Origin of the sequence: Streptomyces actinomycinicus, from assembly GCF_016741775.1 — a bacterium.
Classification (GTDB): Bacteria; Actinomycetota; Actinomycetes; order Streptomycetales; family Streptomycetaceae; genus Streptomyces; species Streptomyces actinomycinicus.
Window position 1 is genome coordinate 233,515 of the sequence record NZ_JAERRK010000004.1, and the last position, 25,185, is coordinate 258,699.

The window sequence follows — 25,185 nt, forward strand, 5'->3', positions numbered from 1 at the left end:
AACACCCGTTGCATCCTCTATGTTCGGGTATCTCCCCTCCCCCGTCTCCTCGCCCCTTTCCTCCCTTCGCCTCTCGCCCCTTCTCACCCTTTCTCGCCCCTTCGCTGCCCAGGAGGTCCGGTCATGACCACTTCTCCGCCGCCAGGACGGGCCGCCGGAGACGGCCACTACGGCGAGGACCTGTTCGAACCGGAACGCCCCGGGGAAGCGGGGCGGATCGACGCCGCCGCACTGGTCTACGACCCCGTGACCACCCGCCGTCTGCGGGCTATCGGCGCCGGGCCGGGCAGCCGCTGCCTGGAGGTGGGCGCCGGGACCGGGACCGTGGCACGCTGGCTGCTGGAAGAGGCGGGCGTCGACGAGGTGGTCGCCCTGGACCGGGACACCAGCGGCCTGGAACCCCTCGCGGGCCGGCGCCTGCGCGTGCTCACCGCCGACCTCACCGACGAGTCACTGCGGCCCGGCGGCTTCGACCTCGTCCATGCGAGGTTCGTCCTCATGCACCTCCCCCAGCGCCGCCGGCTCATCACCCGGCTCGCCGGGTGGCTGAATCCCGGAGGGTGGCTGGTGCTGGGCGACGCCCTGGAGGTGCCGAACCCGCTGGACGCCTCCTCCGCGTACCGGCGGACCATGGACGCCATGTGGCAGGCGCTGCGGTCCACGATCGGCACCGACACCTCCTCGGTCCCGGCGTACCCGCACTTCCTGCGGGAGGAAGGCCTGCACGACGTGGGTGCGGAACTCTTCGCGCCACCGCTCGTCGCGGGCAGCCCCCTGGTCCGGTTCTGGTCCGAGACGTGGAGCCGGATGCGCCCCGCCCTGGAGGAAACCGGTCTGGTGGACGCGGCAGCCGTCGACGAAGCACTCGACTACCTGGCCTCGCCCCGATTGGCGGAGCTGGGGCCCGGAATGGTGACGGCCTGGGGGCAGCGGCCTCGGGGCGAGGGCGAGACGGGCCGCTGACCGGCTTTCAGGGGCCGCCGTTCACCTGCGGGCGCCTGGCCTCCGGCATGCCGTGGTGCCGCCGGGGAACCGGCAGCGCGTGCGCTTGCCCGCCCGCGCCGGGCAGGGCCGGGGTTCCGGGTGGGCGCGCTCGTTCCAGCCACCTCCGGTAGACCGGCGCCTCATGGGCCACCGCCCAGTAGGCCTGCTCCAACTCCGGGTAGGCACCGTCCAGTTCGCTTTCCGTGCGGGCCGCGAGCAGCAGGCGTACTCCTATCGGGTCGCCCTGCAGAGGGCGGATCGCGAGGTCGGGGCGGGGGTGGGCGGTGGGCTGGCTGACCGTGACCACCTCGCCGGTGGCGGCCAGTGAGTAAGCGGTGAGGTAGTCGCCGTGCAGCATCTCGGAGTCGAGGCCGGCGGCCCGCAGCACCCGGCACAGTGCGTCCCACTCGCCGTCGACCGTGGCGTCGACCATCCAGCGGTCCCCGGCGAGGTCGGCCAGGCTCACCTCCGTCCGTGCCGCCGCCGGATGGTCCGCGGCGAGCGTGACGAACTGCGGTTCGCGCGCGACGAGCACGCGCAGGCACAGGCCCGCGGGAATGCGCAGCGGGCAGCCCTCCACCTCGTGCACGAACGCCATGTCCAGCCGTCCCGCGGCGACCATGGCCAGCAGGGCGTTGGCGGACACGTTCATCTGCAGCGTCGGTTCGATCCGCGGCACGCGCGTCCTCAGCAGCCGCAGCCAGCCCGGGATGGCCCGGCTCGCGGTGGCGCCGATGCGGAGGTGGAAGCCACCGGCGGCCCGGGCGGCCGCCGCCCTGGTCTCGGTGACGATCGCGGCGAACTCCGCCACCAGCGGCCTGGCCCGGCTCAGCACCGCCAGCCCCAGCGGAGTGGGCCGGCAGCCGGTCCGGTCGCGCAGGAAGAGCTGAGCACCGAGGGCGCGTTCGATGCGCCGCAGCTGAGTGCTCAACGAGGGCTGCGCCAGGCCGAGTCGGCGTGCCGCTTTGTGCAGGCTGCCGGTGTCGGCGATGGCGCAGAGAACGCGCAGATGCCTCACCTCGAGCTCCATGGGGGGAGCGTAAGGCGGTGCCGCATGCCGCACCAGCTGTTCAAGTTCCAACGAATGTGGAGGAGTTGGCCGCCGATAGCTTCGCGTTATCCCCAGTTGCCATCATCCCCGGTCCCGTTGGTCTCCCCGAGACTCACTGGCAACCGATCGTTCAACCCCACAGAACGAGTAGGAGCCCCCACATGGTGTCGTTCCGTACCCGCAACGGATCGAAGAACTCCCGGAGACTCGCGGCCCTGGCGCTCGGCCTCGGCCTGGCCTCCGCCGCGCTGGGCACCGCGAGCCCCGCGAGCGCCGAGAACACCGCAGCAGTACCCTCCCCCGCCACCGCCGCCGGCTACGTGGGCACGGCCGAGAACGCCGGGAACAAGGCGTTCTTCGACGCCGTCCTGAAGTCGGTCGCCGAGCGGCAGGCCGCCCAGCCCTCCCTGAAGGTGGTGACCGTCTACTACAACGCCTCCCAGGCCCCGAGCTTCCGCTCCCAGATATCCAGCGCCGCGTCCATCTGGAACAGCTCCGTGTCGAACGTCAAGCTCCAGGCGACCACGGGCAGCGCCGACTTCGCGTACTACGAGGGCAACGACCCGCGCGGATCGTACGCCTCCACCAACGGCCACGGCAGCGGCTACATCTTCCTGGACTACGCGCAGAACCGGCAGTACGACTCGATACGGGTCGCCGCCCACGAGACCGGCCACGTGCTGGGGCTGCCCGACCACTACAGCGGCCCGTGCAGCGAGCTGATGTCGGGGGGCGGTCCCGGCCCGTCCTGCACCAACCGGTACCCGAACGCCACCGAACGCTCCCGGGTCAACCAGCTCTGGGTCAACGGCCTCGCCAAGGCCGTCGCGCAGCTGAACAGGGCGGGCTCTACCCGCTGACCGAGCCGGGCCGGCCCCCCACGCCGGCCTGACCCGCCCACGACGACGGTACGGACCGCGGCGCCGATCCGCGGTCCGTACCGCTGTCGGGCACGACGGTGAACCCTCGTCCCGGGCCGAGGCTCTGAGCCTCCTCAAGTCGCTTGGCACCGGCAGGACCCGGCAGCCACGATGATCCACATGAGGGGATTCTCAGGGCTGAACAAGAAACTCGACTACGTGCTGGTCATCCGGGACTCGGAGCTGACGACGGCGTCCCTGCGCCGGGCCCTGGCCGAGGCTCCGCCGGAAGAGCGCGCGGGACTGGAGCGTGCCGCCGCGCTCGTCGAGTCCACGGCCGCCGCCAGCGACGTCCAGCTGCGCGCCCATTGGGTCCGTTCCCGGCTGGCCGCCGTCGGCTTCACCGGAGACATCGCCTCCGTGGCGGCGGTGCGGGCCCTGCGTCAGGCGGAGCCCCGGCTGAGTCTCCTGGCGGCGGTCCAGCTGCAGAAGGACGCCGTGGCCGACACGCGGTGACCGCCGGACCCGAGAGGGCCGCGCAGGGGGCTCGCACGTTCCGCGTCAACGGTCCGCGTGCGAGGCGCGCCGTCGGGGGAATCTCCCCGCGCCGGGGACGCCGGCACGCTTGCCGTGTGCCAGGCTGCCGTCGAACGCCCCGGTTCGGTGTCCGGGCCCGGTTCAGCGCAGGAGGCAGCGACCTTGACGGCCCACGAAGACCCCCTCGGCTGGGAGACCTCCGCGGCTGCCGACGCCTACCGGGGCCGTGACATGCGGCTGGCCGAGCAGCTGATCTTCCCGGCGGTGCTGGAACGGCTCGGCGGCGGCTCCGGCCCCAGGCGGCTGGCGCTGGACGTCGGATGCGGCACGGGCGCGGTCGCGGCGCGGCTCGTGGGTACCGGGCAGTGGACGGTCCAGGCTCTCGACCCGTCGGCGGACATGCTCGGCATCGCCCGCGCCGACCGCCCCCACCCTCGCATCGCCTACCGGCAGTTCGACGGCCGCTCCCTGGACTGGCTCGCCGACGGCAGCGTCGATGCCGCCGTGTGCTGCCTGGTGTACTGCACCGACCCCGACGACGGCCGGCTGGCCGGCCTCACCGCCGAGATCCGCCGCGTCCTGCGCCCCGGCGCCCCGTACCTCCTCGCCGACCTCAACCCGGCGGCGACCGGTGTCGCCTTCTCCACCTTGCGGCACGGCGAGCCCGGAGTCGTGTACTCCGACGGCGACACCGTGGCCACGATGCTGCGCCTGCGTGACGGCAGCATGATGGCCGGCGCGACCCACTACCGTTCCCTCGACCGGTACCGGTCCTTCCTGACCGACGCCGGCTTCCCCTCCCCCGCCGTGGACCTGCCCACCCTTCCTGCCGAGGGACCCCCGGGAGAGGCGCCCGCGGAGTGCCGGATCGCGCCCTACATGGTCCTGACGACCCACGCGTGACGCGGCCGCCCCCGGCTTCGCCGGCGCCGCGCGGAACCAGTTCGTCCTGCCCGGCTGAAGTGGGGGTGTGACCGAGGTACGCGCCGAAGGGGCACCGGGATGCTCTTGATCCAGGCTGCCTGAGCCGTGAGGGAACCAGCTGGTGGCGCCCTTCACGGGAGCGGGCCGGTGTACCCCAGAATCCTGCTGCTTCAGTGAAGATCCGGCTGGACCTCGGTCAGTCGATGCCTTCGACGATGCGGAAGTCGCGCTCGACGCCGTCGGAGAGGGCGACCAGCGCCTCCTGGTAGGCCGCACTCTCGTGCGCCGCGACGGCCCGCTCGAAGCTGTCGAACTCGATCAGGACGGTGCGCTCGGCGATTCCGGCGTCATGCGCCACGACCCGACCGCCACGGGCAAGAACCCGACCGCCTCCGGCCCTGACGGCCGGACCGGCCAGCTTGTTGTAAGCAGCCAGCTTCTCAGGGTCTGAAATGGTGCGGTAGACGCTGACCCAGTAGCCCTTGGGCATGGAACCTCCAGTGTCGGGGTGAGTGCATCCGGCTTACGGCTTGGTCTCGGACGAGTGGCGGCGGCCGTCCTTGTTGGTCTGCTGACCACCGCGAGTCGCCTTCGTGTCAGCCGAGCCGGGGAAGGCGGACGGCGCGCGCGATTCCCGCGGCGCCGCCCAGGCGGATCAGGGTGCCGGACGCGCTGCGTCGTGCGTTGGCGATGATCGTGGACGGATGGCCGAGGTGATCGCCCATGTCGACCGCGATGCCGGTGACGCCCTGATCCGCGAGATACGCGGCCAGACATGCGGTGCTGTTGGCGTTGGCGACATCCTCGGGGACGCCGATCGACGGGGCGAACATCCGGGCCGCCGCCCGACCGTCCGCATCGGGGATCGAGTAGGCGTAGCAGCCCAGCAGTCCGTAGCGGTCACAGGCATGGCGCAGTGCCGTGAAGTCCGGACGGAGTCCGGCCAGCACGGTGCGCGATCGCACGGGCAACAGGACCGTGGCCGGCCGGGTGAGGCCACGCAGGCGCCGTCGGGAAGGGCTTCGCTCATCAGGCCGAGGGGGGTCGCGATCGCCCGGAGTTCGGGTTCCCCGGCGTCCCGCGGGCTGATCGGGCCCGGGTCGAAAGTAGCCGTCAGGTCGTCGTGTTCTCGCTGCGCCCTGCCGCCCTGGCCCTGCCGCCGGCACGCGTCGACGATCGTCACCTCGGGCATGGCGCCGCGTCCATCGTGATCAGCATCGTCAGGTCGAGCGCGGGCGCGCTGTGCGTCAGGGCGCCGATCGAGACGAGGTCGACGCCGGCATCGGCAATGGCGCGAACCCGGTCCAGGGTGACGTTGCCGGATGCCTCCAGGAGAATCTCCGAACCGCCGGAACGGCCGGCCGTCATTCGCATCACTTCTTGGATGTCGGCCACCTCCATGTTGTCGAGCATGAGCCAGCCAGCTCCCGCTTCCATGGCTTCGCGGGCCTGAGCGACGGTCTGCACTTCGACGTCGATCGGTACGCTCGTCCCGGAATCGGCCATTCCCTTCCGGACCGCATTGATCGCCGCGGTCACCCCGCCCGCCGCGGTGATGTGGTTCTCCTTCAGCAGGACCATCGCCGCCAGGGTGAGCCGGTGGTTGCTGCCGCCGCCCGCGGTGACGGCGTACTTGTCCAGCGCCCGCAGCCCCGGGGCGGTCTTGCGGGTGTCCAGGATCCGCGCCCGGGTTCCGGCCACGGCTTGGACGAAGCCGTCGGTGACAGTGGCGATGCCGCACAGGCGCTGCAGGAAGTTCAGCGCCGTGCGCTCGGCGGTGATCAGGCTGCGAGCCGATCCGGTCAGCCGCACCAGGACGTCCCCGGCCTGCACCCGCTCGCCGTCCGCGACCAGAGTCTCGACCTCGACCTCCGGGTCGGCCTGGGCGAAGACTTCGTGGACCACGGGGATTCCTGCGGCGACACCGGGCTGGCGGGTGCTGATCTCGGCGGTGGCGATCAGATCGGCCGGGACGCTCCACAAGGTGGTGATGTCGTCGGCGGCCCTGTCCTCCGCCAAGGCGGCGGCCACACTGGCCCGCGCTGCCGCCGCGGGGAAATCGGCGATCTTCATGGGTGGTTCCTCAGCTCTCAGAGATTGGTCAACGGACCGACGAGGCCGTGGACGGCTTCCTGACGGCTTCCCAGAGCGTCGGCCGGGCATGGATGTTCCTGGCGATCTCGTGTGCTGTGAGGCACGCGCCGCCCCAGTACTTGGCCTCGACCACCGCAGTGCGCAGCCGCGGCTGTGTCGCGCGGATGGCCGCGGTACAGCTGCCAGGTCCGGCACCGAGGACGACGACGTCATAGCGGGTAGCGGCGGCAACGATCCCGACGCCGGCGTGGGAAAAGGATTCGTCCACGACGTGTTGCTCCGTTCAACAGGACCGGATCGATGGTTCGGCCCAGTGAAACCTCCGCGATCCGGTCCACGCCAATAGCCCCGCGAGGCCACCCCATAGGCTCGGACCTATAGCGAGAGCAAGGAGCGGACATGCACGACCATCAAGGCGTCGAACTTCGTCATCTTCGCTACTTCGTCGCCGTCGCCGAGGAGGGCACGATGACGGAGGCCGCACGGGTGCTGCGGATCGCGCAGCCCAGCCTGAGCCAGCAGATCAGCGCCCTGGAACGCCGAGTCGGGGCCAAGCTGTTCCACCGCAGGCCCAAGGGGATGGAGTTGACCGAGGGCGGCCGGATCCTGTACGCGAGCGCCAGTCGTACCCTGGCCGAGATCGAGTCTTCGCTGGTGCAGGCGCGCGACGCGCGCTGTCCGGTGCACGTAGGGGTCTGCGGCACCGTTCCGGAGCACCTGCTGGCGCGGGTCGAGCGGGTCCTGGCCGAAGACGGACCCCTGGACGTCGAGTTCACCGAGGCCGACTCCCCGCAGCAGCTCGACCTGTTGCGGACCGGCACCCTGGCCTTCGGGGTGATGCGCGTCTTACACGACATCGACGACCTGGCCACGCTGACCCTGGCCGACGAGCCGCTCGGCGTACTGCTGCGCCCCGACCACCCGCTAGCCGACCACGCGGCCCTGTCCTGGGCCGACCTCGCGGGCCAGGAACTGCTGTGGTTCCCGGCCGAGCGTAACCCCCACTTCACCGAAGGCCTCCTGGCCCACCTCGCCGCCCACGGCTGGTCGCCACGGCTGCGTACCGCCGACGCGCACAGTCGGGCCTTGTACCGCCACCACCTGCGCAACAGCCAGAACCTGGTCACCCTGCGAGCCCGGACCGCCGTCACGGCGGATGCCGGGATGGCATGGCGACCGTTCGTGTCCGACCCGCCGCGCGAACGCTTCGTGCTGGTCACTCTCGGCGACAGCCCTTGGGCGGGGTTGTTGGCTCGCTCGGGCGGCCGGTCATCCGATGACGGCGGCATCGGTGGACCCGGTCAGCGCGCGACGAGCATCCCGAGCGCCGCCACGTCGGCGCTGCCGGGCCCGGCCTGACAGACCGTCATCCGCTGGCCGTCGTCGCCGAACCGCACGACCTCGATGACCAGCGTCAGGTCGCCGGCCTCGGGGCGCCGGAAGTGCCGGGGGCTTCAAGATCATCTCGTTGCCCCTTTGGCGGGTATCTCGGTCACACCCCGAGTGGCGGCAGGTCTCGCGTCACGGCAGTGTCCGGTGGAGGAAGCGCCGGACGGTGCTCGCCACGTCGTCCAGGTGGCTCTCCAGGAGGAAGTGCCCGCCGTCGAGGAGGCAGATCTCGGCGCCGGGCGCGTCATCGGCGAAGGCGAGCGCGCCCCCTGGGCGGAAGATCTCGTCGTTGCGGCCCCAGACGGCCAGCACCGGGACCCGGCTGTCGCGCAGGTAGGCGTGCAGCTTCGGGTACAGCGGAACGTTGCCGGCGTAGTCGGCGAACAGGTCCAGCTGCACGAGGTCGTTCCCGGGCCGGGACAGCAGGGCGAAGTCGTGGTGCCAGGTGTCGGGGCTGACCAGGCTCTCGTCCGGTACGCCGTGCAGGTACTGCCACTGCGTGGCCTCCAGGGTCAGCGCCTGGCGCATGGCGGCCTCGGTCCGCGGGTTCCGCTCCTGCCAGTACTCCCGGACCGGCTTCCAGAACTCCTCCCCGAACCCGGCCTCGTAGGCGTTGCCGTTCTGGGTGATGATCGCCGTGACCGCGTCCGGGGCGGCGAGGGCGAGCCGCCAGCCGACCGGCGCCCCGTAGTCCTGGACGTACAGCGCGTACCGGGTGACGCCGAGCCGCGCGAGCAGGTCCGACGTCAGGTCCGCCAGGGCGTCGAAGGTGTAGTCGAACTCGTCCGCCGGCGGTGCGTCCGACAGACCGAAGCCCAGGTGGTCCGGGGCGATCACGTGGTACCGGTCGGCGAGCAGCGGGATCAGGTGGCGGAACATGAACGAGCTGGTGGGGAAGCCGTGCAGCAGGACCACTGCCGGCCCGTCCGCCGGCCCCGCCTCCCGGTAGAACAGCCGCTGCCCGCGGACCGTGGCGTAACGGTGGTGGATCTGCGTCATGTCTGCTCCCTGCGATGCCGGACCGGCCGGCCACGGCCGATCTCTAACCAGCTTGTGCAATTTAAGGGGTTAGCCATGAGTCAAGCACCGCAGGGCTAACCTGTCAATGGCATAACAGTGGTTAGGTGAGAGCGGCGGAGCGCGGACGCTCAGAAGTCCAGGAGGTCGAACAGGGCCGTCGGATCGGGTTCCACCACGCGGTCCAGCGTCTGCTCGGCCCAGATGACCTTTCCCCGCGAGGCGTACCGGACGCCCCACATGTCCGCGAACTGGGAGACGAGGAACAGGCCGCGGCCACCTTCGTCGGTGGTGGCCGCCCGTCGCAGACGGGGCGAGGTGCTGCTGCCGTCCGACACCTCGCACACCAGGGTGCGGCCCAGCAGCAGCCTCACCCGTACGGGCGGAGCACCGTAGCGGAGGGCGTTGGTGAGGAGTTCGCTGAGGATCAGTTCCGTGGCGAAGGCCGCTTCCTCCAGCTGCCAGTCGGCGAGGCGCCGGCTCACCTCGTTGCGCACCCGGGGCACCGCCGTGACGTCGAAGGGGACGTCCCAGGTGGCGACGCACGCAGGGGCCAGCAGCCGGGTCCGGGCGACCAGCAGTGCCACGTCGTCACTGGGGTGCCCGGGCAGCATCGCCTCCACGAGGGCGCGGCAGGTCTCCTCCGGCGTGCGGTCCGCCCCGGCGACGGTCGAGCAGAGCAGGTGCAGGCCCTCGTCGATGTCCCGCGAGCGGTTCTCGATGAGGCCGTCGGTGAACAGGACGAGCCGGCTGCCCTCGGGCAGCTCCAGCTCGCCGGCCTCGAAGGGGTGCCCGCCCACTCCCAGCGGCGGGGACAGGGGGAGGTCGGGCATGGTCACCCTGCCCTCCGGGTCCACCACCGCGGGCGCGAGGTGCCCGGCGCGGGAGAGGGTGCAGTGGCCGCCGACCGGATCGTAGATGGCGTACAGCAGGGTGGCGCCGGTGAGCGGGACACGGTCGTCGTCGGCGGTCGCAGTCTGCGTGTCCAGCCGGGACACCATCTCGTCCAGGTGTCCGAGCAGTTCGTCCGGGGCCAGGTCCAGCGAGGAGAAGTTCAGTACGGCCGTGCGCAGCCGTCCCATGGTCACCGCGGCCTGCATCCCGTGCCCGACGATGTCACCGACGACCAGTGCCACCCGGAAGCCGGGCAGCGGAATGACGTCGAACCAGTCGCCGCCCACACCGGACTGCGCCGGCAGATAGCGGGAGGCGATCTCCAGGGCGTCCTGATCCGGCAGGCCCAGCGGCAGCAGGTTGCGCTGGAGCGTCACGGCCATCGTGTGCTCGCGCGAGTACCGGCGCGCGTTGTCGATCGCGACGGCCGCACGGGCCACCAGTTCCTCGGCGACGGCGACGTCCTCCTCCTCGAAGCGGGGAGCGTCCCCGCCGCGCCAGAAGTTGGCCATGCCGAGGACCACCCCGCGCGCCCGCAGCGGCACCGTGATCAGGGAGTGGAGGCCGTAGGCCAGCGCCTGCCGCGCCCCTTCCGGATCCTGGGCCCGCCAGTCCCCGGCCGCGTGCAGATCGGGTACGAGGGCGGCTTTGCCGCGTCGCAGTGCCGCCACCATCGGGGTGTCGGCCATCACGAACCGGATCACCTCGCCCACGGGCTGCAGGGGGTGCCCGGCCTGCGATGCGCACAGTGCGGTACGGCGCATCTCGTGCACGGCACTCGTGGGCTCCTCACCGCGCAGCACGGCGTCGAGGAGTTCCACCGTGGCGAAGTCGGCCAGGCGCGGGACCGCCATCTCGGACAGTTCCTCGGCCGTGCGCCGTATGTCGAGCGTGGTGCCGATCCGCATGCCCGCCTCGTACAGGAACGACAGCCGGCCCCGTGCCAGCTCGGCCTGGCCGGACAGGGCGCGCAGGTCCGTGGTGTCGCGGAAGGTGGCGACCAGGCCCTGGGCACCGCCGTACGGGGCGGTCGGCCGGATGTTCACGGCCAGCAGCCGGTCCCCCGCCCGGATGACCTCGTCGGACGCCGTCTCGCCCGAGTCCAGCAGCCGCGTGAGCCCCGGGCCGAGCGCCAGTTCCCGCACGTGCCGCTGGTCGGCGTCCTCGGGCAGCTCCAGCAGCCGGTGTGCCTCGTCGTTGGCCAGGAGCACCCGGCCGTCGCCGCCGACGATCAGGACTCCCTCACGGACGGCGTGCAGGACGGCGTCGTGGTGCTCGTACATCCGGGTCATCTCGGCCGGGCCCAGTCCGTGCGTCTGCCGCAGCAGCCGGCGGCTGACCAGGGCCGCGCCGCCGGTCGCCAGCACGAGGGTCCCAGCCGCCGCGCCGAGCAGCAGCGGCAGCTGCCGGTTCAGCACAGCGCCGATGTTGGCGTACTGGATACCGGCGGTGACCATGCCGACCACGCGTCTGCTCGCGTCCGTGACGGGGACGACCGCGCGCACCGCGTCGGTCGGCTGCCCGTGGAAGGTCTCCGTGAACGTCTCACCGGCGGCGGCCCGGCCGACCCCCTCGGCCTTCGTGCCGATCAGGGCGGGGTCGGAGTCGGTCAGCCGGACGCCGTGGGCGTCGAGGACGCTGACGAAATCGACGCCGGAACCTTTCCTCGCCTGCTCCGCCGCCATCTGCAGCCGAGCTGTCGGATCCTGTGAGCGCAGTGCGAGTGCCGTACCGGGTGCGTGCGCGAACGCCTCGGCCGCGGCCAGCGAGCGGTCCCGGGCACTGCGCTCGGCGTCGTACCGGCCCTGGATCAGCAGGGCGGCGGCCGCCACCGCGACCAGCACCAGCATGATCAGCGCCTGCAGCAGAAAGACCTGGGCGGCCAGCGTGCCCACGCTCAGGGACGGTGAGAAACGGCGGAGTCCGCGTGACGGCCAAGGCCTCCGGCGACGGGACGGACCGTCTGACCCGCGGGAGCCGGGCGGCGGCGCCGCTCGCACCCATGGCCAGCGAAAACGTCCGCTCATCTCCCTTTTCTAGCACTGGAACTCCCCGGTCGGCGACCGGTGTGATCGCTGCGCGGGGCGGCTGCGGCACGCCGTGCCCGCCCTCCTCCTCGGGCACCTGCGCGACCTGGGGTTTCCGTTCCGCGCCGGGAACGGCCGGCATCCGGAGCACCCGTGCGGGTGCCGCCCGCGCGGGCGGCACCCGCGCGGGTGGCGGGCGGGCGGCGGGCGGGCGGCGCCGCCGTTCCGGCGAGCCCCGGGACGGCCGCACCGACGCGTAGGTGACCCGCGACAGCGGGCTGTCGGAAACGGTATGACACGCGTCGCTTCCGGCACTGGGAGGGGTGATCCCTGCGGCCTAGATTTCTCGGTGTCCGGACGAGACCCGGTGCCCGGTACCGGCACCGACCCCTTTCTCTTCCACTTCTCTTCCACGAATTCTCTTCCACGAAGAACCACCCACGGGAGTGCGACATGACGAAGCTCGGACTGCTGGCCCGCATCGAGGCGAAGCCCGAGTACGCCGACAAGGTGGAGGCCCTGCTGAGCGACGCGCTGCGGCTCGCGCAGCAGGAGGACCACACGGTCACCTGGTTCGCGTTCCGGCAGAGCGCCACCACCTTCGGCGTCTTCGACACCTTCGACGACGAGCAGGGCCGTCAGGGCCACCTCCAGGGCAGGATCGCCGCCGCGCTGACGGAGGCCGCCACGACCATGCTCAGCGAGGCCCCGGACATCCGTCCGGTCGACCTCCTGGCGGTCAAGCTCCCCTGATCGAACGGGCAGGCCCCCCGTCCCACCGCCGGGCGGCACGCGCATCCCGCGCGGCCGCCCGGCCCCCGCACACACAGGCCCCGAGAGGGCCGTGGCAGAACGGACAGCAGCATGGCGCAGGACTTGACCCTCACCCCCGAAGCAGCCGCGGGTACCCGCACACGCACCCACACCTGGGAACCCCCGGCCGGCTACGCGTCCGCCGGTGGCCGTACGGGCCTCCAGCTGGCCCGCATGAGCCTGGACGGCACCCTGCCCGAAGCACCGATCTGCGGGACCCTCGGCTTCCGGCTCGTGGCGGCCGAGGAGGGAACGGCCGTCTTCGAGGGCGAGCCCGGGGAGCACCTGTTCAACCCCATGGGCACGGTGCACGGAGGCTACATGGCCACCCTCCTCGACTCCGCGCTCGGTACGGCCGTGCTCACCGCCCTGCCGGCCGGCCGCGCCTACACCACCGTCCAGCTCGGCGTGAACCTGGTCCGGCCGGTGTTCGCCGCCACTCCGACGCTGCGCTGCGAGGGGCGGGCCGTCCATGTCGGCCGTACGACGGCGACCGCGGAAGCCCGGATCGTCGGGGCGGCCGACGGCAAGCTGTACGCGCACGGAACGGCCACCTGCGCCGTCTTCGCGCTGCCCGACACGGTCTGAAGCCGCGCACCGGCCTCCCTCACCGGGCCCGTGCCACGTACCGCCCGGCGACACCGAGGGCGGCGGCCATGATGCTGAGCTGCGGGTTCACCTCCGGACAGCTCGGCAGCACGGAGCCGTCGGCGATCAGTACACCGTGCACGCCCCGCAGCTGTCCCTCCGGGTCGGCCGGTGACCTGTCCGGGTCGGTGCCGGCCGCGGCCGTGCCGGTCGGGTGGAACGCGGAGACGTGGAGGTGGCGTGCGCTCACCGTGTCGAGCAGCGCCTCCAGGTGTTCCGGGGTGCGGGCGCGCGGGGCCCGGGGAACTCCCGTCAGGACCTCCTCGGCGCCGGCGGCGAACAGCAGCCGTCCCATGGCGCGTTGGGCGCCGAGCAGCCGGCCGGCGTCCCGTGCCGCGAGGTCGTAGCGCAGGAGCGGGCGCTCGCGGCCGAGGACCCGGCCCGAGGGGCGGTCGGCGATCATGGCACCGAGGGTGGCCAGGTGGTCCGTCCGCTCGAGTTCCATGCGCAGTTCACGGCCGACACCCGGCAGCACGAAGGAACTCATGCCCGGGGGCGCCGCGGTGGCCTCGATCAGGATGCCGTCGGTGTGCAGCTCCTCCACCCCGACGCTCTGCAGGACGCCCTTCCAGCCGGTGACCGGGCGGGCGAAGCGGCCCGCGAGGCTGATGGCGGGGTGCACGCTGAGGTTGCGGCCGAGCCGCGGGTGCCCGCCGAGCCCGGAGCGGCGCAGCAGCGGCGGGGTGTGGAGCGCTCCGGCGGCGACCACGACCAGGGGGCTGAGGATCTCCAGTTCGCTGCCGTCCGGACGGGCGGCCACGACTCCGGCGGCTCGTGGGCCGCCCGGCCGGTCGCGGTCGGTGAGGATCCGCCGTACGCGCGCGCCGGTCACGATACGGGCGCCCGCGGCGCAGGCGTCGGGCAGCACGGACAGCTGGACGCTCTGTTTGGCGCCGGTGGGGCATCCGACGACGCACTGGCAGGACCCCCGGCAGCCGGGGGCGTTGCGGCGCAGGGGCGCCGCGGCCCAGCCGAGTTCCCTGGCGCCGGCCAGTGCGAGCAGCCCGTTGTCGCCGAGGACGTCGAGCGGCTGCCGTGCCACGCGGAGGGCGCGTTCGACCTCGTCGAGATGTGTGGCGAAGCCCTCGGCGGCGGCGAATCCGTGGTGGTTCAGCCAGCGGGCGAGGACGTGGTCCGGAGTGCGGTAGCAGGTGCCGGAGTTGACGACGGTGGTGCCGCCGACGGCGCGGCCCACGGGCAGGACCAGGGGAGGGTTGCCCAGCGCGACCGTCGCGCCGCCGTCACGGTAGAGGTCGGTGAAGCGGTCGAGCGGGGCCCGTCGCCCGAACGACTCGGTGGTGTGGTGCTGTCCTTCTTCGAGTACGACGACGCGCAGCCCCGCGGCGGCGAGCGTCCGGGCGGCCATGGCGCCGCCGGCGCCCGAGCCGACGACGACCGCGTCCGCGGTGGAGCGCGTGGGCCAGTGGGGGGAGGGCGTGCAGTCCAGCGGTGGGTCCGCGGGGGCGGACACCGCGGGCCGGGGCCCGTGGTGCAGCATGCGTTCGGTGCCGGCGGCCAGCAGGAGCGGCATCTTGACCGCGTCCAGCAGCGGCAGCAGGGTTCGGCGGGCGGCGAGCGACGTCAGGACGTGCTCGCGTTCCGCCGTGCCGAGCGCGGCCAGCCGCCTGCCCGTCCGGGCGACGGCGTAGGCGTCGATCGCGGCGGCCGCCCCGCGTACCGCGGTGCGTGCCGGTGCCGGCATGGCGTCGAGCAGCGCGGCGACGCGCCGGGGCACGGCCCCGGTCCACTCGGCCGTCCCGTCGTCGGCGAGGACCGCGGCCACAAGTCCCGTCAGGGCCTGGGGAGATGTGGTCACCGGTCGCCGACCTCCGCGTGTGCCGTGCCGGCCAGTCGCCAGGTCGCCTCCGGACGCCAGCGGCCCCACCAGCGCTCCAGACGCACCTCCGCGTCCGCCCGCTCGCTGTTGCGGCACACCGCCGCGGATCCGTCGGGGTCGGTGTAGTCGAGGGTGAGGGTTCCTTCCGGTGGCTGGGTCACGGTCACCGTGATGCGGCGCAGGCCCGCGCGGCCCTCGACCCGCCACCGCGGCAGACCGATGTCCGCGCGGAACCGGCCGATGCCCGCCCAGCCCACGGCGGTCCGTTCCGGGCGCCGGGGCCATGTGCGGCCCTCGCGGTGCAGGCGCAGGAACACCAGGGGTGGCAGCCGGTCGAGTCCGCGGCGCATCGAGACCGCGGCGACGATCTCCAGGACGTCGCCGCCGCCGAGGTCGGCGTGGAGCCAGGCCCAGCGGCGGGCGTTGCCGTGGCCGTAGATGCGTGCGCTGGCGCCGGGTGCCTCCGCGAGCCGTAGCTCGCCGGTGGCGTGGCGGACGGTCCCGCTGTAGCGGGCGCGGGTGGCGGGCAGCATGTGCGAGGCGGGCAGCCAGGGGCGGCGCCAGGACCAGCGCGGGAAGGTGTGCAGCGGGGGGCCTTGGTCCTTCTCGGTGAGCGCCCAGCCGAACGGCCCGGCCGAGCCGGTGAGCCGGCCGGTGGTGGCACTGGTGTCCGCCGCGGTGAAACCGTCGGGCCCAGCCGTCCAGGGGGCGGGGCCGAAGCGGGCGTGCTCGGCCGGCCCGTCCTTGGGGAACAGGGCGATCCAGCCGTGCGCGTAGGCGGGTGCGCCGTCGCTCGGGGCGACGACCTCGTGGTGCAGCCAGAGGCCGCTGCCCGTCGCCGGATCGGTCAGGGTGGTGTACCAGACCTCCGTCCGCCCCGGTGTGCCGTCCCAGCGGGGCGCGAGGTGCCGGCCGGCGGCGGCCTGCGTCGCCCGCGGGAACCGGAAGCCGGTGAGGAAGGGCAGCAGGCCGGTGGCGAGGGGGAAACGCAGGGTGCCCTCGCCGACTTGTTCGCCGTCCTCGTAGAGGGTGTAGGGCAGTACGGTCATCGAGGTCACGGGACGTTTGAACGAGACCGACTTCCAGCCGTCCAGGTGCAGGCGCCTGCCTTCCAGTTCGAAGGCGAGCCGGTAGCGGATCCTGCGGTGTGCCAGCGGCGAGATCTCCAACTCGCCCTGGGCCCCGGGGTCGTCGGCGCGCCCGGCTATCCGGATGCGTCCCGTCAGCCGCGCCGTGGTCGTGCGGTGGGGCAGCAGCACGCTGTCGGCACGGGCCAGGAGGTCGAGCCGCACCGGGCGGTCGGCCTCGTCGCCGGCCAGGCGGACCCGGCCCAGCATCGTCTCCTTGAACGTCGTTCCGCGTGCGGTCACCGGGCGTCCCCCCGGTGTCCGGCGGAGCGCGCCAGGCCTTCCAGCATGATCCGTTCCGTCACCGACAGGTAGTGTCCGGCGGCAGTGCGTGCGGCTTCCCGGTCGCCGGCCGCCACCGCTTCGACCACGGGTGCCAGACGGTCGTGTGCGGTCCGGGCGTCCTCGAAGGGGCCGGCCAGCGCGGCCCGTACCGGCATGTAGGCGTTGAACAGGGTGTTGGTCAGCAGGACGTACACCCGGTTGCCCGTGGCACGGGCGAGGGCCCGGTGCACCTCGGCGTCAGCGAGCTGGGCCGGGTCGCCGCCGGCGGCCTCGCCGAGTGCCCGGAGCAGCCGGCGCAGTTCGGTCACGTGTGCCGCGGTGGCGTTGGCCGCGGCGCGTTCCGCGATCAGCGCGCCGATGCTGCGCCGGACTTCGAAGATCTCGCCGATCCAGTCGGGGCTGTGGCGCACGAGCATGGGCAGCAGATCGGTGCCGCCCAGGCGCAGGAAGTCCCGTACGCGGGTGCCCACTCCGTGGCGTGTCTCCAGCAGACCGGACTGGACCAGCCGGCCGAAGGCGTGCTTGAGCGTGGTGCGGGTGACCCCGAATCCGTCGGCGAGTTCGCGTTCGGGGGGCAGATAGCTTCCGGCCGGGTGGCGCCCGGCGAGGATGTCCTCGCGCAGCTTCCTCTCCAGTACGTCGACGATCGTCTCGCGTGGCAGTGCTTCCACCCCGGCCTCCAACGACACAGTGGTTCAGTGGCTGAGCCACTCAACCAATCGACGGCCGGGGAGTCAATGGCCTTGCCGGAACATGCCGTTGAGTGGAGCAATGCCGGGCGCGGCGCGGCCCGGCACACCAGGCTGGAAGTCTTGTCGAGTTCCTGTTTCAGGAGTCCGTGTGCGAAGACCACGTATGCCGCAGCCCGGACATACCGGTCGGGATCCGGAGTCCGGCGCCGGTACGCGGACACAGTTGCCGGCGCCGCCGGCGTGGATGCGGTGGCTGCCGGTGTTCTACGTCGTGGCGCTTCTCCTGCTGGAGCCGATGACTCCGGTGGACTGGCCGGTGAGCTTCGCGCTCATCGCGGTGCCGCTGGTGACCGCTTTCGCCCACGGGCCCGTCGTCGTGGCCGGCGCCACGGCGTTCGCCATCCTCCTGGAAGGGATTCTGGCCGGCACCCCGTGCTGTGCCGGCCGTGCGGTCGGCTACCTGTGGGAACGCCACTACGTGGCCTCCTACATCTGCACCGCCCTGGTCGGCGTCCTCGGCACGATCCTGGCCGCACATCGCACCCATCGCGAGCGCACCCTGGCCGACGTGCGCTTCGTGGCCGACATCGCACAGCGGGTCCTGCTGAGGCCGGTCCCCCACCAGATCGGCAGTCTGCTCCTGGAGAGCCTGTACCTATCGGCCGCCGCGGAGGCACGCATCGGAGGTGACCTCTACGAGGCCGTCCCCACCGGCTACGGGGTCCGGCTGCTCATCGGCGACGTGCGGGGCAAGGGGCTGCTGGCGGTGGAGACCGCGGCGGCCCTGCTCGGCGCGTTCCGCGAGGCGGCGCACGACGAGCCGACGCTGCCCGCCCTGGCCGACCGGGTGGAGACGAGCATGAACCGCCGGGCGATGCTGCTGGGCGGAAGCGAGGTGGGCGAACGGTTCGTCACGGCCGTCTTCGCCGAGATCACCACCGAGGCCCGGGTGATCCGCGTCGTCAACTGCGGCCACCCGCCCCCGGTCCTCATCCGCTCCACGGAGGTGCGTGAACTCGACAACGGCCGCTCGGCTCCGCCGTTGAACCTCGGCATGCTGGTCGGGGAGCCGTACCACGTCGACGCCTACGCGTTGCGGCCCGGTGACCAGCTCCTGCTGTACACGGACGGCATCACGGAGACACGCGATGCGGCCGGCGCCTTCTATCCCCTTCTCCAGCGGCTGCGTTCCTGGCGCACCCTGCCGCCCCGGGAACTGCTGCACCAGCTCCACGACGACCTGCTGGCCCACAGCGGCGGCCGGCTGGAGGACGACATCGCGGCACTCGCCGTCTGCCTCCCGGCCGCCAGGCGGTCCGCGCCGCCCGCGTCGCCGGGCGGGTGAGCCCACAGCCGGGCCGGCGGGGCGGCGTCAGAAGGCGGTGTGGGTGAACCAGCGGTCGAGGACCGAGTCGTCCCCGGAGCTGTCGAAGGGGGCCTCATGGCGGGAGCGACGGCCGTAGAGCAGCAGCAGGAGGTCCGCGGCCGGCCCCTGCACCGCCGCCGTGGGCGGCCCGGACTCCGCGTCGCCGCCGGTGGGCGGCAGCACGCGCAGGCCGTCCGGCTCCAGCCGCACCCGCCACTCCTCGCCGGCCGCGCCAGCGACGTCCGTGCACCGGAACGCGACGGTCTCGCCGCCGCCGCGCAGCTTGGTCACACCGGGTGCGAAGAGCCCCGCATAGGGCAGGTTGACCAGGAACTCGTCCACGCCGTCCGCCGCCAGGGCAGGGTCGAGGTCCGATGCCCGGCCGACGGCACGCTCGGCGTCCACGCGGTGGACCAGCGTTTCGAAGAGCATCCGGCGGGCCCAGAACCGGGCGTGCCGGTCCTCGCCCCAGACCCACATGGGCGCGCCGGGATCGGTGTCGCGCAGGACGGCCGCCACGGCGGGGATCCCCGCCACCAGCCAGTCGGCGTAGTCCTGCGCGTGTTCGGGCAGGCCCAGATCCACATCGCGGCTGCGGGGAGGCTCCTGCACCCGCTGGGTCAGCAGAGCGCAGAACCAGCGCTGCAGCGAGCCCACGTGCCGGGTGAGGTCGGCCAGTGTCCAGTCGGGGCAGGAGGGCACGGTGCTCGCGGGGTCGGCGCCCTTCACCACCTCGGCGAAGCGGCGGGTCTCCTGCTCGACCGCCTCACGGTAGGTGTCGTACGGCAGCGGATGCCCCGCCCTGCTCGTCGTCGTCATCTGCTGCCACCGTTTCTGTCCTCGCCGGGGAGTCCGTCGCGATCAGTGTGGACGCTGGAGTCCACTCGAAGGCAAATCGGCGCTGCCCGCCGTCCCGGGCCTCGGCGCCTGTCCCGGTCCGGCGGCCCCTGCCGTACGGGCCGTGCACGGGGCGCCGGGCGCCTACGCTGCGGAGCCCGTGCAGCACGATGTGTGCTCATATCAACAATTTAGGTCGATGACTGTTCCGTGTCCGCGATGCCGGGCATCCGGGCTTCGGAGCGCGCGACGGCCGCCGGCCGGCACTGTCGCCAGGGGTTGCCGTGGCGGGCCGTGAGGTATGTGTTCCCGTGGCCGGCGAGGGAACTTGACTCGCCCTGGTCCGCCAGGAGAGAGGAGTCCGGGTGACAGCGTCGGCGTCGGCCTCAGGGGATCGGGACGCGGGCGCTCAGGAGGCCGGGTACGAGCCGGACCCGAACCGGTGGCGTGCTCTCTGGGTCACCCTGGTGGCCGGCTTCATGAGCCTTCTCGACGTGACGATCGTGGCGGTCGCACTGCCCACCGTCCAGCGCGACCTGCACGCCTCCCCGGCGCAGGTGCAGTGGGTGGTCTCCGGATACGCCCTGACCTTCGCCCTCGCCCTCGTCACCGCCGGCCGCCTCGGCGACGCCCTGGACCGGCGCCGTATCTTCCTGCTGTCCCTCAGCGGCTTCGTGATCTTCAGTGCGGCCTGCGGTGCGGCCCCGGACATCGGGCTGCTGGTGGCGGCCCGGCTCGCGCAGGGCCTGGCGGCCGGGTTCATGGCACCGCAGAACTCCGCGCTCATCCAGCAGCTGTTCCGCGGTGCCGAACGGGGCCGCGCCTTCGGGCTCTTCGGTTCCACGGTCGGCATCAGCTCCGCCGCCGGCCCGATCGCCGGCGGCGCCATCCTCGCCCTCGCCTCCGGTCCCCAGGGCTGGCGGTGGATCTTCTACGTCAACGTCCCCATCGGCATCCTCGCCGTACTGCTCGGCCGCCGTCTGCTGCCCCGCACCGCGACCCGCGGGCGAGGCCAGGTGGACGTGCCCGGCGTGCTGCTCCTCGGGCTCGGCGTCCTCGCCCTGATGTATCCGCTGGTCCAGGCGGAGTCCGGGGGCCTCAGGCGGCTGTGGTGGCTGTTCCCCGCCGGTGCCGTGATCCTCGCCGTCTTCGTCCGGTGGCAACACCGCCTCGTCGCCCGGGGGACCCAGCCGTTGCTCGACCCGCGGCTCTTCACCAGCGTGCGCGGCTATGCCGTCGGCGCCGGCATCGGCACGCTCTACTTCATCGGCTTCAGCGGGATCTGGCTGGTCTTCGCCCTCTTCTACCAACGCGGCCTCGGCTTCTCGCCGCTGCGGTCCGGCCTCGCCGTGACGCCCTTCGCCCTGGGCACGGCGAGCGCGGCGGTGATCGCCGGCCGGCTGGTGGAACGGCTCGGCCGCGTGCTCACCGTGTGCGGTCTCGCGGGGGTGATCGCCGGCCTGGGCGGCACCGCGCTGCTGCTCCGCTTCGCCCCGCTCCCCGTCGCTCCCTGGGTCGCGGCCCCGGCCCTGTTCCTCGGCGGCATCGGCGGCGGCTTCGTGGTCTCCCCCAACATCACGATGACCCTGCGGGACGTGCCGGTGAGCATGGCGGGCGCGGCGGGCGGCGCCCTGCAGACCGGCCAACGGCTCGGGGCGGCACTCGGGACGGCGGCGCTGCCCGGCCTGTTCTACCTGGTCCTGGGCAGGAGCCACGACTACCGCGGCGCACTGGTCACCGCCCTGGTCGCCGGTCTTGTCGGCATGCTCGCGTCCCTGGCGCTCGCGCTGTTCGACTGGCACCGCGACCGCCCGCGGGGCCGCCCCCACCGCAAGTGCCCGGAGGAGGTCGCCAACGACCCGGTGCACTCCCGGCAGACCTGAGCCGCCGGACGCGCGCCGCCGGCACACCGTCCGCAACCGGCCGGGTTCGGCGCCGGTCTCGCCCCGGAGCAGGTCATGTCGTGTCTCCCGACCCGGCCCGCGCGGGCCGGGAACGGTCTGCCGGGAACCGCGGGAGGGCCGCAGGGCCATCAGGGTGGTCCCGGGCCGTGTCGGGCGGGCCGGGGCGGGCGGGGTTGGCCATGCTGGGCCGGGAGCGGCCCCTCAGCGGCGACAAGGAGCATGCATGTCGACGGACCCGGTGGAACGATTCCTGGCGGCGCTGGACCCCGGCCACCGGGAGACCGTCGGCGCGAAGCCGCGCACGGAGCAGGAGCAGCTCGCGGCGGCCTGGGAACGGGAACTGGAATCGGACGACGAACTGGACACCCTGGACGAGCTGTCCCCGCCGGCGGCGGAGGCCGAGGCGGCCCGCCGGGTCCTGGAGCGCGAGACGGACCAGTGACTCGCCGCACGCCTCCGGCCGGGCGTCGGGGCGCCTGACGCGGCCGGCGCGGGCGATCCGCGCCGCCCGCGCTCCGGCCCCGTGGCGCAGCGCACGCGGCGCGGGTCCGGTACGGCTATCCGAGGCAGGTCAGGGAAGGGTGACCGCGAGATCGTCCACCACGGCCTGGAGGCGGCCTCCGTGCTGTGCCGCGACATGTCGCTGGCGCGTGGAGCCGGTCCCGCGATGCTGGACGTCGCTCAGCCAGTCGCTGACGAGCCGGTCGTCGCCGTAGCGGCTGAGCTGCGGTTCGACCCGTTTCCACAGCTCGTCCACCTGGCGTGCCACGGGCGAGGGCGAGCAGTCGCGCGCGTGGGCGGCGGGCAGGGCAGCGGCCGGCCCGTACCGGGCGGCTTGCCAGCAGGCGGCCCTGAGCAGCAGGTCCGGGGTCTCGGGCGCGGGTTCGCCGGCCCGCACCGCCTCCACGGCGTGTGCGACCAGAGCGCGTACGAGCAGCGCGTACGAGGCCGTGACGGTGGGCTCCGGCATCACGTCGGCGATGCGCACCTCGATGGTGGGAACGTGGACCGAGGGCCGGACGTGCCAGTAGATCATGCCCTGGTCCATCGCCGCTCCGGTGGCCACGAGCTGGTCGACGAGCCGGTCGTAGTGGGCAGCGCTGCGCAGGTGGGGCGGGGGTCCCGCCGAGGGCCAGCGGCTCCAGACGGCGGTGCGCCAGCTCTCGTAACCGGTGTCCGACCCGTCGTAGAAGGGGGAGTTGACGGTGAGGGCGAGCAGCAGCGGCATCCAGCTCCGCAGGTGGTTGACCGCCTGTACGGCCTCCTCGCGGTCGGACACTCCGACGTGCACGTGGCAGGCGTTCACGCCCTGGTCGTGGGCGACGGCACCGAAGTGGTGGATGAGAGCGTGGTACCGGGGCTGGTCCAGGACGGGCGGCGGGCCGGGGGTGCCGAGGATCGCGGTGCCGCCGGGCACCAGGAGGCAGTCGTACTCGGCCGCGGCGAGAGCCGCACCGCGGCGCAGCCGCACGATCTCCGCCTCCAGTTCGGCGGCCGTACGGCACACCGCGCTGACGGTCTCGACCTGGCACTGCGAGATCTCCGCCGTGGTGTGCGGCGCGCCCAGCAGACCCCGGGCGGCACGCAGCACGGCCGGTGCGCGATGCACGGCCGTCCGGCTGCGCCGGTCGGCCAGAATGAACTCCTCCTCCACGCCCACGGTCGGCGGTGCGGTCACCTCCGTCGGGTACGCGGGCCTGCCGGCGGCGGCAGGGGTCACCTCTTCAAACGGCTCTGGCACGTCCAGCCCCTTCAGAAGACGAGGGACACCGACATCCTCATGTCCCGGGCTCGGCACGGACACTGCGAGCGGTCACCACGCCACCGGCACGGACGGCGGGGCGAGCCGAAGGCCGCGGCCGGCGGCGTGGCGGGCGGGCGACGAGCAGGCCTCCCGCCCGTTCCGTTCAGGTGGGGGCGCCTCCGGCTCCTTCGACGCCGAGGCACAGCCGAACGCCACCGGTCCGACGGTCACCCTGAGTCCTTCCTCTCCGCGGCGCACACGACGGACCCATGCATGCCTCCTACTCCCCGGCCGTACACCCGGCGCCACCGCTCACCGCATCGTTCAGGCCGGTCGCGTACACCCGGCACACACGGCACAGAGGACCGTCCGGGGGCGCCCCGCCCGCCGTCCCCGAGCGCACCGATCCGGCCGTGACGCAAGGGACGCCGCCCCGAGCGCCGTACCCCGGCCGCGGTGCCCCTCGCGGCACCGGCCAGCCGGAACCTGCCGCGACGCCGGTCCCGCCCGACGCTTCGCGGCAGCGGGCCCGGCCGGGAACAGCTCCGGAGCAACGGCACGCGGACCGGCCGGGGCGTGCACGGCCGGCCGGTCGTCACCCGCCTCGCATCCGTCCGCCCCGCATCCGCCCGCCCCAGCCGCATCCGCCGCCCGGCCGGCGGCCCCGGCTTCTCGCACCGCAGTTCGACTCGATCCCGACCGTCCGCGCCTCCCCCGTGCAGCCCTGCCAGGTGGCAGCCCCGGCGGCGCGCCGCCACCGCAATCTACGGCTACACCGCCGACGGCAGGGTGGTACGGGAACTGACCACGGCCGACCCCGAGGTACGCATCGAGTGGGCGGTGCACGTGGCCAACCGGAAGGCGGCCTGGTACCAGTTCCGGCTCGCGCTGGACATCCCCGCCATGGCCGGCAAGAGCGTCGCCCGCCGCAACAAGGGCGTCGACCGCCGCAAGCTGGTCATCGACCCGGGCCGCAAGGTGCTCGACGCAGCGAGCACCGCGACCGTCGACTTCAGCGGCGGCAGGTTCCTCGATGCCCTCGACGTACCGCTCGGCTCGATGCACACCGACGCGCAGGGCCGGCTGGTCGTCCTCGGCGGCAGGGGGCACTCCGCCGCACCGTTCAACGCCCCGCTGGCCTCGTTCGGCAACAACGACGGCTGGTGCGACGACACTTCCGACGGGCCCGTCACCGCCACACTCACCCTCGCCGGGCACGCCGCCACGGCGAACCGACCGCACGCTGCCACACCAGCAGCCCCAGCCGGTCCGCCCACCAGGAGTTGTCTCGACGGTTCATGGCGACGTGTCACTCGGCCGTGATCCACCGCTGGAGATCATTTGAAGACACCGCCCAGTGGGCGAGAGCTGCTCGCCCGGCGGCGTCCTGAAGCGGTCGCGAGATCCGTTCAGCCGATGGTGAAGCGCTGGTTCTGGGCGCCTCGGTCGCAGCGGGCAGTGCGGTAGTAGCCGTTGTCCTGCTGGTAGAGGCAGCGGCCCGTGCCGACGCTTTGGAGCATGATGGCGCTGCGGGCGGCGGGCTGGGCGGTGCGCCACTTCTGGTATGAGCCGCCGTTACAGCGCAGGGGGTAGACGTCGCCCCGGTCATTGCTGTCGAGGCAACGGCCCCAGAAGTTGTTCTTGAGAGTGGTGCTCGTGTTGAGGCGGCCGTTCCACTGCCACAGGAGGCTGCCGCGTCCGGTGCTGCAGCGGTCGCCCTTGAGGCCGGTCTCGGAGTTCTCGCGCAGGCAGTCACCGTAGCGGTAGTTCGCGAAGCGGCTGGTGGCGGTGGCAGCCGAGGCGGTTGCGGGGGTGAGGAGGGGGAGGGCGAGGCCGGCTGCGGCGACGAGGGCGGCGAAGGCTTTCCGGGTCGGGCGGCGCACTGGGGTCTCCTTGCAGTGGTTTCCACAGGTACGTCGACAGGATCCCCGAACACCATCGCCGACACCTGAAAAATGGGGAAAACCACCGGATCGAGCCGCTCATGCCGGCCGATCCGGTCCGAGGACGGCGCCGAGCCGATCACCGCGGCACGCTCGGGACCATCGCGTCCGGCGGGACCTCCCCGAGGAACTCGGCTCGTTCCTGGACCAGCGCTGCGCCCCACCCTGTCGGCCTTGCCGGCCCTGCTGAAGCCGAGGCCGGTGATCTTGCG

23 protein-coding genes and 2 pseudogenes are annotated in these 25,185 nt (G+C 72.9%); 12 read left to right on the forward strand and 13 right to left on the reverse strand.

The window, feature by feature from the left end:
- Positions 1-123: 123 nt before the first annotated feature.
- Entirely contained in the window at positions 124-963 is an 840-nt protein-coding gene (locus JK359_RS10625) for a class I SAM-dependent methyltransferase (RefSeq protein WP_201834304.1), read from the forward strand.
- 7 nt (positions 964-970) lie between these two features.
- Here the strand turns inward: JK359_RS10625 and JK359_RS10630 are convergent, their stop codons facing one another.
- The gene (locus JK359_RS10630) at positions 971-2,014 is read right to left on the reverse strand and encodes a LysR family transcriptional regulator (RefSeq protein WP_201834306.1); all 1,044 of its coding nucleotides are present in this window, start codon (positions 2,012-2,014) and stop codon (positions 971-973) included.
- A 182-nt stretch (positions 2,015-2,196) separates the two neighbouring features.
- Between JK359_RS10630 and snpA the strand changes: the two genes are divergently transcribed.
- From snpA to JK359_RS10645, 3 genes are all read left to right on the forward strand, one after another.
- On the forward strand, positions 2,197-2,895 hold the full coding sequence (gene snpA, locus JK359_RS10635; RefSeq protein ID WP_201834308.1) for a snapalysin: 699 nt from the start codon (positions 2,197-2,199) through the stop codon (positions 2,893-2,895).
- A gap of 180 nt (positions 2,896-3,075) precedes the next feature.
- Positions 3,076-3,411, forward strand: a complete 336-nt coding sequence (locus tag JK359_RS10640) for a hypothetical protein (RefSeq protein WP_201834310.1) — start codon at positions 3,076-3,078, stop codon at positions 3,409-3,411.
- Positions 3,412-3,594: 183 nt separating this feature from the next.
- The gene (locus JK359_RS10645; protein WP_201834311.1) at positions 3,595-4,335 is read left to right on the forward strand and encodes a class I SAM-dependent methyltransferase; all 741 of its coding nucleotides are present in this window, start codon (positions 3,595-3,597) and stop codon (positions 4,333-4,335) included.
- 217 nt (positions 4,336-4,552) lie between these two features.
- Here JK359_RS10645 and JK359_RS10650 read toward each other — a convergent pair whose 3' ends face one another.
- The 4 genes and pseudogenes from JK359_RS10650 to JK359_RS10665 all read right to left on the reverse strand — a co-directional run.
- On the reverse strand, positions 4,553-4,846 hold the full coding sequence (locus JK359_RS10650; protein WP_201834312.1) for a DUF1330 domain-containing protein: 294 nt from the start codon (positions 4,844-4,846) through the stop codon (positions 4,553-4,555).
- 106 nt (positions 4,847-4,952) lie between these two features.
- Complete coding sequence (locus JK359_RS38905) at positions 4,953-5,321, reverse strand: PhzF family phenazine biosynthesis protein (protein ID WP_307788050.1); 369 nt, start codon at positions 5,319-5,321, stop codon at positions 4,953-4,955.
- Positions 5,322-5,535: 214 nt separating this feature from the next.
- The gene (gene nadC, locus JK359_RS10660; protein WP_236677611.1) at positions 5,536-6,429 is read right to left on the reverse strand and encodes a carboxylating nicotinate-nucleotide diphosphorylase; all 894 of its coding nucleotides are present in this window, start codon (positions 6,427-6,429) and stop codon (positions 5,536-5,538) included.
- Between the two features lie 118 nt (positions 6,430-6,547).
- Positions 6,548-6,685, reverse strand: a pseudogene (locus tag JK359_RS10665) (FAD-binding protein); the annotation flags it as partial.
- A 164-nt stretch (positions 6,686-6,849) separates the two neighbouring features.
- Here JK359_RS10665 and JK359_RS10670 point away from each other — a divergent pair.
- Positions 6,850-7,809 carry a LysR family transcriptional regulator gene (locus JK359_RS10670; protein ID WP_201834313.1) on the forward strand — a complete coding sequence of 320 codons (960 nt, stop codon included), beginning with the start codon at positions 6,850-6,852 and terminating at the stop codon, positions 7,807-7,809.
- A 162-nt stretch (positions 7,810-7,971) separates the two neighbouring features.
- On the opposite strand, the gene JK359_RS10675 is transcribed toward JK359_RS10670, so the two are convergent.
- Positions 7,972-8,838 (reverse strand): alpha/beta fold hydrolase, encoded by an 867-nt coding sequence (locus tag JK359_RS10675; RefSeq protein WP_201834314.1) that lies wholly within the window; start codon positions 8,836-8,838, stop codon positions 7,972-7,974.
- Between the two features lie 149 nt (positions 8,839-8,987).
- Entirely contained in the window at positions 8,988-11,777 is a 2,790-nt protein-coding gene (locus JK359_RS10680) for a SpoIIE family protein phosphatase (RefSeq protein WP_201834315.1), read from the reverse strand.
- Positions 11,778-12,230: 453 nt separating this feature from the next.
- Between JK359_RS10680 and JK359_RS10685 the strand changes: the two genes are divergently transcribed.
- Both JK359_RS10685 and JK359_RS10690 read left to right on the forward strand, forming a co-directional pair.
- Positions 12,231-12,530 carry a putative quinol monooxygenase gene (locus tag JK359_RS10685; protein ID WP_201834317.1) on the forward strand — a complete coding sequence of 100 codons (300 nt, stop codon included), beginning with the start codon at positions 12,231-12,233 and terminating at the stop codon, positions 12,528-12,530.
- A gap of 111 nt (positions 12,531-12,641) precedes the next feature.
- On the forward strand, positions 12,642-13,178 hold the full coding sequence (locus JK359_RS10690) for a PaaI family thioesterase (protein WP_201834319.1): 537 nt from the start codon (positions 12,642-12,644) through the stop codon (positions 13,176-13,178).
- 19 nt (positions 13,179-13,197) lie between these two features.
- Here the strand turns inward: JK359_RS10690 and JK359_RS10695 are convergent, their stop codons facing one another.
- Genes JK359_RS10695 through JK359_RS10705 form a run of 3 tightly spaced genes read right to left on the reverse strand, consistent with a single transcriptional unit; the run spans position 13,198 to position 17,158 of the window.
- Positions 13,198-15,054 (reverse strand): GMC family oxidoreductase, encoded by a 1,857-nt coding sequence (locus tag JK359_RS10695; protein WP_307788051.1) that lies wholly within the window; start codon positions 15,052-15,054, stop codon positions 13,198-13,200.
- A complete protein-coding gene (locus JK359_RS10700; RefSeq protein WP_201834321.1) occupies positions 15,051-16,445 on the reverse strand; it encodes a tocopherol cyclase family protein in 1,395 nt (464 codons plus the stop codon). The genes JK359_RS10695 and JK359_RS10700 overlap by 4 nt, the downstream gene beginning before the upstream one ends.
- The gene (locus JK359_RS10705; RefSeq protein ID WP_201834323.1) at positions 16,442-17,158 is read right to left on the reverse strand and encodes a FadR/GntR family transcriptional regulator; all 717 of its coding nucleotides are present in this window, start codon (positions 17,156-17,158) and stop codon (positions 16,442-16,444) included. Before JK359_RS10705 ends, JK359_RS10700 begins: the two co-directional genes overlap by 4 nt.
- Positions 17,159-17,402: 244 nt before the next feature.
- On the opposite strand from JK359_RS10705, the gene JK359_RS10710 reads away from it, so the two are divergent.
- A complete protein-coding gene (locus tag JK359_RS10710; RefSeq protein WP_236677612.1) occupies positions 17,403-18,524 on the forward strand; it encodes a PP2C family protein-serine/threonine phosphatase in 1,122 nt (373 codons plus the stop codon).
- 27 nt (positions 18,525-18,551) lie between these two features.
- Here the strand turns inward: JK359_RS10710 and JK359_RS10715 are convergent, their stop codons facing one another.
- Positions 18,552-19,364 carry a maleylpyruvate isomerase family mycothiol-dependent enzyme gene (locus JK359_RS10715; protein WP_201834325.1) on the reverse strand — a complete coding sequence of 271 codons (813 nt, stop codon included), beginning with the start codon at positions 19,362-19,364 and terminating at the stop codon, positions 18,552-18,554.
- 383 nt (positions 19,365-19,747) lie between these two features.
- Here JK359_RS10715 and JK359_RS10720 point away from each other — a divergent pair, with 383 nt between their 5' ends.
- Both JK359_RS10720 and JK359_RS10725 read left to right on the forward strand, forming a co-directional pair.
- The gene (locus JK359_RS10720) at positions 19,748-21,265 is read left to right on the forward strand and encodes an MFS transporter (protein ID WP_201834327.1); all 1,518 of its coding nucleotides are present in this window, start codon (positions 19,748-19,750) and stop codon (positions 21,263-21,265) included.
- Between the two features lie 244 nt (positions 21,266-21,509).
- Positions 21,510-21,728: a hypothetical protein gene (locus JK359_RS10725; protein ID WP_201834329.1), complete on the forward strand. Its 219-nt coding sequence runs from the start codon at positions 21,510-21,512 to the stop codon at positions 21,726-21,728.
- A gap of 129 nt (positions 21,729-21,857) precedes the next feature.
- On the opposite strand, the gene JK359_RS10730 is transcribed toward JK359_RS10725, so the two are convergent.
- Positions 21,858-23,027, reverse strand: a complete 1,170-nt coding sequence (locus JK359_RS10730; RefSeq protein ID WP_201834331.1) for a carboxylate-amine ligase — start codon at positions 23,025-23,027, stop codon at positions 21,858-21,860.
- 579 nt (positions 23,028-23,606) lie between these two features.
- Here JK359_RS10730 and JK359_RS39820 point away from each other — a divergent pair.
- On the forward strand, positions 23,607-24,353 hold the full coding sequence (locus JK359_RS39820; RefSeq protein ID WP_307788052.1) for a LodA/GoxA family CTQ-dependent oxidase: 747 nt from the start codon (positions 23,607-23,609) through the stop codon (positions 24,351-24,353).
- An 86-nt stretch (positions 24,354-24,439) separates the two neighbouring features.
- On the opposite strand, the gene JK359_RS10740 is transcribed toward JK359_RS39820, so the two are convergent.
- A complete protein-coding gene (locus tag JK359_RS10740; protein ID WP_201834333.1) occupies positions 24,440-24,913 on the reverse strand; it encodes an RICIN domain-containing protein in 474 nt (157 codons plus the stop codon).
- Between the two features lie 101 nt (positions 24,914-25,014).
- On the opposite strand from JK359_RS10740, the pseudogene JK359_RS40355 reads away from it, so the two are divergent.
- A pseudogene (locus JK359_RS40355) lies at positions 25,015-25,115 on the forward strand (IS5/IS1182 family transposase); the annotation flags it as partial.
- Positions 25,116-25,185 lie beyond the last annotated feature (70 nt).